General features: G+C 43.3%; 5 protein-coding genes. 4 read left to right on the plus strand and 1 reads right to left on the minus strand.

Features of this window, described 5'->3' with window-relative positions:
* The first annotated feature begins 37 nt into the window (after window positions 1-37).
* From QUA47_RS24605 to QUA47_RS24620, 4 genes are all read left to right on the plus strand, one after another.
* Window positions 38-4,285 carry a PAS domain S-box protein gene (locus QUA47_RS24605; RefSeq protein WP_333432684.1) on the plus strand — a complete coding sequence of 1,416 codons (4,248 nt, stop codon included), beginning with the start codon at window positions 38-40 and terminating at the stop codon, window positions 4,283-4,285.
* A gap of 257 nt (window positions 4,286-4,542) precedes the next feature.
* Window positions 4,543-5,301: an SDR family oxidoreductase gene (locus tag QUA47_RS24610; protein WP_333432685.1), complete on the plus strand. Its 759-nt coding sequence runs from the start codon at window positions 4,543-4,545 to the stop codon at window positions 5,299-5,301.
* A gap of 136 nt (window positions 5,302-5,437) precedes the next feature.
* Complete coding sequence (locus QUA47_RS24615; protein WP_190661625.1) at window positions 5,438-6,535, plus strand: DJ-1/PfpI/YhbO family deglycase/protease; 1,098 nt, start codon at window positions 5,438-5,440, stop codon at window positions 6,533-6,535.
* Between the two features lie 372 nt (window positions 6,536-6,907).
* On the plus strand, window positions 6,908-7,612 hold the full coding sequence (locus QUA47_RS24620; RefSeq protein WP_190661623.1) for a rhomboid family intramembrane serine protease: 705 nt from the start codon (window positions 6,908-6,910) through the stop codon (window positions 7,610-7,612).
* Window positions 7,613-7,680: 68 nt separating this feature from the next.
* Here the strand turns inward: QUA47_RS24620 and QUA47_RS24625 are convergent.
* The coding region (locus QUA47_RS24625) for a hypothetical protein (protein ID WP_333432686.1) at window positions 7,681-7,862 on the minus strand (182 nt) is incomplete at its 5' end.

Consider the following 7,862-nt stretch of genomic DNA (forward strand, 5'->3'; position numbering starts at 1 on the left):
ATTAGAAGAACATTGTTTCACCCGAAGCAGCCAATTTATGAACAAGCGCATTTCTCAAATGGCAAGTCTACTCGTCATTGCGATCGGATGTCTCGTGCTGCTGGGCTGGCAATTTGACATCTCCCTACTCAAAAGTGGTTTTCCCGGTATGACTTCGACCATGAAAGCAAACACGGCAATTTGCTTTTTGCTGGCTGGAGTGTCTTTGAGATTGTTGCAGTACCAAAGAACCCGACTGCACAATCGCATCGCTCAAGGGATGGCAGGATTCATAATCATCATCGGTTTGCTGACGCTGAGCGAGTATATTTTTGGTTGGAAGCTGGGTATTGATGAGTGGCTTTTCCGAGATTTCGTGTCTTCAGCGACTCCTTATCCGGGAAGAATGGGAGTAAATACCGCCCTAAATTTTTTGCTGATGGGACTAGCACTGTTACTGTTAGGGAAAAATTCCCAACGGGACACTTGGTTGGCTCAGATTTTTAGTAGTGTTGCAGCTTTAATTTCTCTACTAGCTTTATTTGGATACCTATTCAATGTCGATATTCTTGAACATTTGGTCACAGTTACGACGGCTCAACCTGTAAACACGATCGCCACCTTTTTCATCCTCTATGGAGGAATTTTATTGCTCCGCCCCAACGAAGGATTAATGCAAGTAATAAGCAGTCGCCTGGTCGGCGGAGTAATGGTTCGGTGGTTGCTGCCTTGGGCCACGATCTTTCCAGTGACACTGAACTGGTTCACTCTTCAGGGACAAAATTTAGGCTGGTATAACGCTAATTTTGGCTATACATTGCGTTCCACGGTTATGGTTGTCACCTTCTCAATTCTCATCTTGGGGACGGCTTGCTTTTTAAACCAGATAGATTACCAGCGCCAACAAGCCGAAAAAGAACTTAAAAAACTTAACGAAACTTTAGAATTTCTTGTGGCTGAACGAACAGATGCTTTACAAAAATCGCAGGCTCGTTTTGGGGGAATTCTAGAAATCGCCAATGATGCAATTATTTCAGTCGATCGCACTCAACGCATTACCCTGTTTAATCAAGGGGCCGAAAAGATGTTTGGCTATAAAATTGAGGATATTTTAGGGGAGCCACTGAATTTACTGCTGCCAGAACAGTTTAGAGATGCACACCCGCAGCATATCAAACAATTTGCACAGTCTTCTACCAGAGCGCGAAGGATGGGAGAACGAAGCGAGATTTTGGGTCGTCGTCAAGATGGAACGCAGTTTTCGGCTGAAGCCTCTATTTCTAGGCTGGAAATGGGAGACGAAACGGTATTTACTGTTATTATGCGCGATATTAGCGATCGCAAGCAAGTAGAAGCATCACTGGCTCACATGGCAGCGATTGTGGAATACTCTGGTGAGGCAGTTATTAGCAAGTCATTAGACGGCATCATTTTAACCTGGAACAATGCAGCAGAAAAAATCTTTGGCTACAAGGCTGAAGAAATCATAGGACAATCCATCCTCATTCTAATTCCCTCCAATATTACCTACGAAGAACACCAAATCCTAGAAACGATTCGACAAGGGGAAAGGGTTGAAAACTATGAAACCGTGCGTGTCCGAAAAGATGGACAGCTTATCCACATATCTTGTACCATATCACCTCTGAAGGACACAACAGGCAGAATTACTGGGTGTTCTGTAATTAAACGCGACATCACCGAGCGCAAACGAGCTGAAATAAATCGCCAACAAATTGAGATGGCTTTACGAAACAGTGAAGAGCAGTTTCGCCATGCGTTTGAAGATGCCTCTATCGGGATGGCGCTCGTTTCACTTGATGGGCACTGGGTTAAAGTCAATCCTGCCTTATGTCCGATTCTTGGCTACTCCTCAGAAGAGTTGTTAGCGTTAACTTTCCAAGACATCACCCATCCTGACGATTTAGAAGCGGATCTTAGTTATGCCAATCAACTATTAGCAGGAACAATTTCAACTTACCAAATGGAAAAACGGTATTTCCATAAACAAGGACATATTATTTGGATTCTGCTTAATGCCTCGCTCGTACAAGATGAACAGGGAAATCCACTGCATTTTATTGCTCAGATCCAAGAAATTACGGCTCGCAAAGAAGCTCAAAAAACGCTAGAACTTCACAGCATTATCATGAATAACATGGGAGGAGGAGTGTGTTTGATTAAAGCCTCCGACCTCATAATAGTCTACACCAATCCTACCTTTGACGCTATGTTTGGCTACACAGAGGGCGAACTCGCAGGTCAATCCGTTGGTGTCTTGAATTATGTCGATACAAAGCTTACACCAGATGTAACCTTTCTAGATATCGTCACTCAAATTGAACAGAGCGGGGAAGCGAAATATGAAGTCCACAATAGAAAGAAAGATGGAACTCTCTTTTGGTGCAGATCTCATACATCCATGTTTGAGCATCCTGAATACGGAACTGTATATGTTGCCGTTCAGGAAGACGCAACAGAGCTAAAACTGGCTGAGCAAGCCTTGCAAGCTACCACAAATCGCCTCCACTTTCTTCTAAACTACAGCCCCGTGGTCATTTTTAGCTGTAAACCTGCTGGCGATTATGCAGCAACGTTCATCAGCGAAAATATCAAAGATATATTGGGCTACGAAAGCCGCGAGTTTTTAGAAGATTCTAAATTTTGGGTGAATCACTTACACCCCGATGATGTAGAACCAGTGCTTAATGGCTTACCAAATGTATTCGTTAATGATTTTTATTTCCACGAATACCGTCTTCGTCGCTCCGATGGGGTTTATCGCTGGATGCTGGGTCAGCTTAGGCTAATTCGAGATGGTTCAGGTAAACCAGTAGAAATCTTGGGATATTTAATTGACATTAGCGATCGCAAACAAGCTGAGTGGGAATTTCACCACGCAAATGAAGCAAACCAAGCCAAGACTGTCTTCCTCGCGAACATGAGCCACGAACTCCGCACCCCCCTGAACTCAATTTTGGGATTCACGCAATTGATGAGCTATGAGAGAAATCTGACTCCTTCTCTCCAAGAACGTTTACAAATTGTCAATCGTAGCGGTAGACATTTATTGGACTTGATTAACGATATTTTAGATTTATCCAAAATAGAGAGCGGACGGATGACACTCAATCTTTCTGACTTTGATTTGAGAAATTTGCTGGCTTCTATTGAAGAAATGTTCCAAGTTAAAGTCCAATCTAAAGAATTGCAACTAATTTTTGAGCTAGCTCCCGACATTCCTCAATCTGTGCATAGCGACGAGAAAAAACTCTATCAAATCTTGGTCAATCTGCTCGGTAATGCGATTAAGTTTACCAACCAAGGAAGCGTCACCCTACGGGTAACAGCAACAAAAAGAGACAAAACATCCTGTCACCTATCTTTTGAAGTTGAGGATACAGGCGTGGGAATTGCGCCCAGAGAAATGGATAAATTATTTAAGGTATTCGTACAAGCCCAAGCTGGGAATAATTTGAGTCAAGGCAGTGGGCTCGGTTTAGCCATCAGTCAAAAACTCGTCAAACTCATGGGCGGTCAAATTCGCCTTAAAAGCACTTTGCACCGAGGTAGCACTTTTTCCTTTGAGATTCCTGTACAGTTACCTCAAGCAGAATCCTTACCCCCAGAATCAAGTAATCAAAGAGTAATTGGTTTAGCTCCCGGACAACCGACTTACCGCATTCTTATTGTTGAAGATTTAGAAGAAAATCGCCGCTTGTTAGTCGAAATCCTGACCTCGGTTGGTTTTGAGGTGAGAGAAGCAAAACAGGGAGTGGAGGCACTCTCACTGTGGAAGAGTTGGCGGCCGCACCTGATTCTGATGAATTTGCGAATGCCGATCGTGGATGGCTACACAGCTACTAAACATATTAGAGAACGCCCTCAGAGCCAAGAAACTGTCATTATTGCTTTAACTGCCAGTATTTTTGGAGAAGAGCGAGAGAAAGTTCTTATGGCTGGCTTTAACGACTTTATAAGCAAGCCATTTCAGCAGAAAGAGATCTTTGACAAACTAGCTAAATATTTGGGAGTAACATATATCTACGAAGCCGTAGAACAAACCCCGCAAAAACAATTAGTTGAAACGGTGTCTGTAGAAGATCTATCCATCATGCCGCCTCAGTGGTTAGAACAAATGTATCAAGCCGCTTACTATCTCGATACCGAAGTTATGAATGAATTAATTGGACAAATTCCAGCCTCCAAAGCAAGTTTGTCCCAAGCACTAACCGATTATATCAATAATTTTAATTCCGATAGAATTATGGAGCTTATTCGACCTTTGCTGCCCAATCCACTGTAGTTATCGACTTTAAGGACACACAAGCTATAGTGCTGTAACCAGTGGCTATATTTCCAATACAAACAACAGGGTAAAGGATTTGGAAGTTTTCGGAGAGGTCTATGGCAGATATCCATCAGCATGAGGAAATCGCATACACATTAGATGGAATGTGCTGTATCATATAGCAATTCTATTTCGTATGTGAAGGAGATTTATTTTTTTTATTAACTGCAGAGGGTGTTGAGGGGCCAGAGAAAGAGAAAAGAGATAGAGAAATGATTGATTTAACCGGAAAGGTAATTTTAGTAACTGGTGGCTCGAAAGGGATTGGTGCAGTGACGGTGCGGACTCTGGTTAATGCTGGGGCAGAGGTGATTTTGCATTACTTTCGCAGTCAGAAAGAAGCTGAAGCGGTAGCAGCAAGTGTTGCGCGCGATCGCTGTTATTTATTGGCAGCAGATTTGATGGTGGAAAACGCGGCCTCGACTTTGTGGCGAGATGCTTTAAAATGGCGCGGTCATATTGATATTTTAGTTAATAATGCGGGGATTATGCAGTCAGCGGGTATAGAGGACAAATTCGATATTTGGTCTTCAGCTTGGCAGCAAACTCTACAAGTAAATTTAGTTGCCGTTGCCGATTTGTGCCGGGAATCTCTTCTGCATTTTCAAACTCGCAAAGTCGGTACAATTATTAATATAGCAAGTCGCGCTGCTTTTCGCGGCGATGACCCGAATTATCTGCACTACGCCGCGTCAAAAGGTGCTATTGTTGCTTTAACTCGCAGCATTGCTAGAGGGTTTGCGGCTGATAATATTTTGGCATTTACAGTTGCACCGGGATTTGTCAGTACAGAAATGTCTAATCAGTTTATTCAGGAGTTCGGTGAAGCTAATATTATTCGCGATATCCCGATCGGCAAAATCGCTCCTCCTCAAGATGTTGCCAATGTTATCGCGTTTTTAGCGTCGGGTTTAGCTGCACACGCTACCGGGACTACGATCGATATTAACGGAGCATCTTACGTGCATTGAAACAATTACTGTAAAATACCTCTCAAGGCTCACGCTCATATCTTTTAAAACCAACTAATTTATCACTTTAGCAAGACGCTAAAAACATCATAAATTATTTATGGTGAGATAAAAGATAGTCTGAGGAATGTTGATTATGACAACCGATAACGGTAGCGACACAAAACGAGTTGCCATACTCATTGAAAATGGAGTTGAAGATTCGGAATTTTTAGTTCCTTACAACGCCTTAAAACAAGCAGGATTTGAAGTAGTTGTCCTCGGTTCGCGGACAAACGAAAAGTATGCAGGGAAACAAGGAAAAGTTGCCCAGCAGGCTGACGGAACTACCACAGAAGCAGTACCCGCAGAATTCGATGCAGTGATAATTCCCGGCGGAATGGCTCCCGATATGATGCGGACTAATCCCAATACAGTACGTTTTGTACGAGAAGCATTTGAGCAAGGAAAAATCGTCGCTGCTGTTTGCCACGGCCCGCAAGTTTTGATTGAAGCCGACTTGCTAAAAGGCAAAAATGCGACTGGTTTCTTGGCAATTAAAACAGACATGATTAATGCCGGGGCTAACTACATTAACGAAGCTTTAGTAGTTGACGGCAACTTGATTACTTCCCGCCAACCTGGAGATTTAGCAATATTTACCACCGCAATTATGGCTCGCCTCGGTTACGGCGGAAAAGAAGTCGGTTTGCCAGAAGAAAGTGACACAAATGCAGAATGGTGGAAATTAGCTAATGGTTGGGGAGGGTCTACACAAGGCGACATTGTTAAAGGTTTGAATACCGCCCTCGCAGGGGAACGCTATGCTTGCGAAGCGTTTCAAAATTATGCGGAAAAAACTCAAGACAGCGATTTGCGATCGCTCTTGAGAGAAATGATTCAAAACAAACAGAACCACATCCTCGCTCTCGAAAAACGCCTCAACGATTTCGGTGAAAAACCCTCAATTCCTGCCCAAATTGCTGACAAATACGCTAAATTAAAAGCTTCGATGCAAGGAACGGATGAAAACTTTTTGCTGCGGAGCACTCTAGGTGAGTTGCAAACCGGTGTTGTCGATGTCAACAACCTGCGCGTGAAGTTCACAGATCCCGTATCAACTGCCATCTTGACAGAGATAGAATCGGATTTGTCCAAGTGTGAGCAAGCCGTTGCTAAACTCTACCGCGCCCGTGCAGCTTCCCAGGAAATTAAGTCGCCTAAACCTTCGACTAGCCCCGCTGTAAAAATGTAATCAGCAAGGGGATAAATAAGTTTGTAGTTTTGTTTAGAGGTGAAAACCCGCACCAATATCGCAGCTACAAACTTGCTCTGCAATCATACAATATACGCCTTTGCGGTAAAATAAAACCCAACACTAAAAAGCAGATATTCAACTAACTGCAAGGTGGAGGGTTTTATTAAATGGGTTTTATTTTTGTTTCAGCCCCCTGGATACATCCGTCAAGTCGCTTTCTTCAATTATTCGATTATTCAATTCTTTAATCTAAAATCTAAAATCTAAAATCTAAAATCGATTGACTTCTTCCCTCTTCCTTTAGACAGGAGACACCTGGGCTATAAATGCGCTACTGTGTTGCCAATATTTTGATGAGGAAAAAAGGCCGTGGTTCCCTTACGCGATGAAAATCCCATTACTATCACTCCCTACGTTACCTACGGGCTGGTTGCCGCAAACATATTAGTATTTTTGTACGAACTCAGTTTGGGCGATCGACAATTAACCCAATTCTTCTACTCTTGGGCCGTAATTCCTTGCCAGTTAAGCAATATGTGTCGGGTTGCTCTGCCAGCTTCGCCATTTCCCGAATGGACAACACTAATTAGCTCGCAATTTCTGCACGCAGGCTTTCTTCACATTGCCGGCAATATGTTATTTTTGTGGATTTTTGGCAACAACGTAGAAGACCGTTTAGGACACGTCAAATTTATAATATTTTACCTTACTTGCGGCGTTTTAGCATCACTAACTCAGTGGTTTTTTTCCTCATCATCTGCCATTCCGTCCCTAGGTGCTAGCGGCGCGATCGCAGGCGTGATGGGAGCTTACATTCTCAGATATCCCCAAGCCAGAGTTCTGACACTGCTTCCCCTGGGAATCTTTTTTACCACCGTCAGAGTCCCCGCTTTCTTCTTTCTAGGATTTTGGTTTGCACAGCAAGCATTGAGCGGCCTGGCTTCGTTGAATGCCCCGGCAAGTGTCGGCATGGAATCCGGGGGAGTTGCCTACTGGGCCCACGCGGGCGGCTTTGTTTTCGGCGCTATTCTCGGCCCTTTGCTGGGATTGTTTTCTGAGGAAAATCAGATTTAATTTTTTATCGCAGATGAACGCAAATAAACGCAGATAAACTACCAATAAATCGGCGTTTATCTGCGTTTTTATGCGGTTTCAAACCTCTGATTTTTCTCAAACTTCGGTGCTATACTTGCCTCTTTTTTGGAACTTTTCCTCAAAAAAAAGAGATTTAATTTTACCTCAGCTAAACCTGGGAGGGTGACAAAGAGGTCTATGAAATAGACTGGATAAGGGTTGCAGCCCGCATACCTTGTTGATAAAAGCG

It is taken from the genome of Microcoleus sp. MON2_D5, assembly GCF_036701905.1.
Lineage (GTDB): Bacteria > Cyanobacteriota > Cyanobacteriia > Cyanobacteriales > Microcoleaceae > Microcoleus.

Excerpts from the sequence above, each read along its gene's own strand:
- QUA47_RS24615 (WP_190661625.1), top strand. The coding sequence starts at position 5,438 with ATGACAACCGATAACGGTAGCGACACAAAACGAGTTGCCATACTCATT.
- QUA47_RS24605 (WP_333432684.1), top strand. The coding sequence starts at position 38 with ATGAACAAGCGCATTTCTCAAATGGCAAGTCTACTCGTCATTGCGATC.
- QUA47_RS24610 (WP_333432685.1), top strand. The coding sequence starts at position 4,543 with ATGATTGATTTAACCGGAAAGGTAATTTTAGTAACTGGTGGCTCGAAA.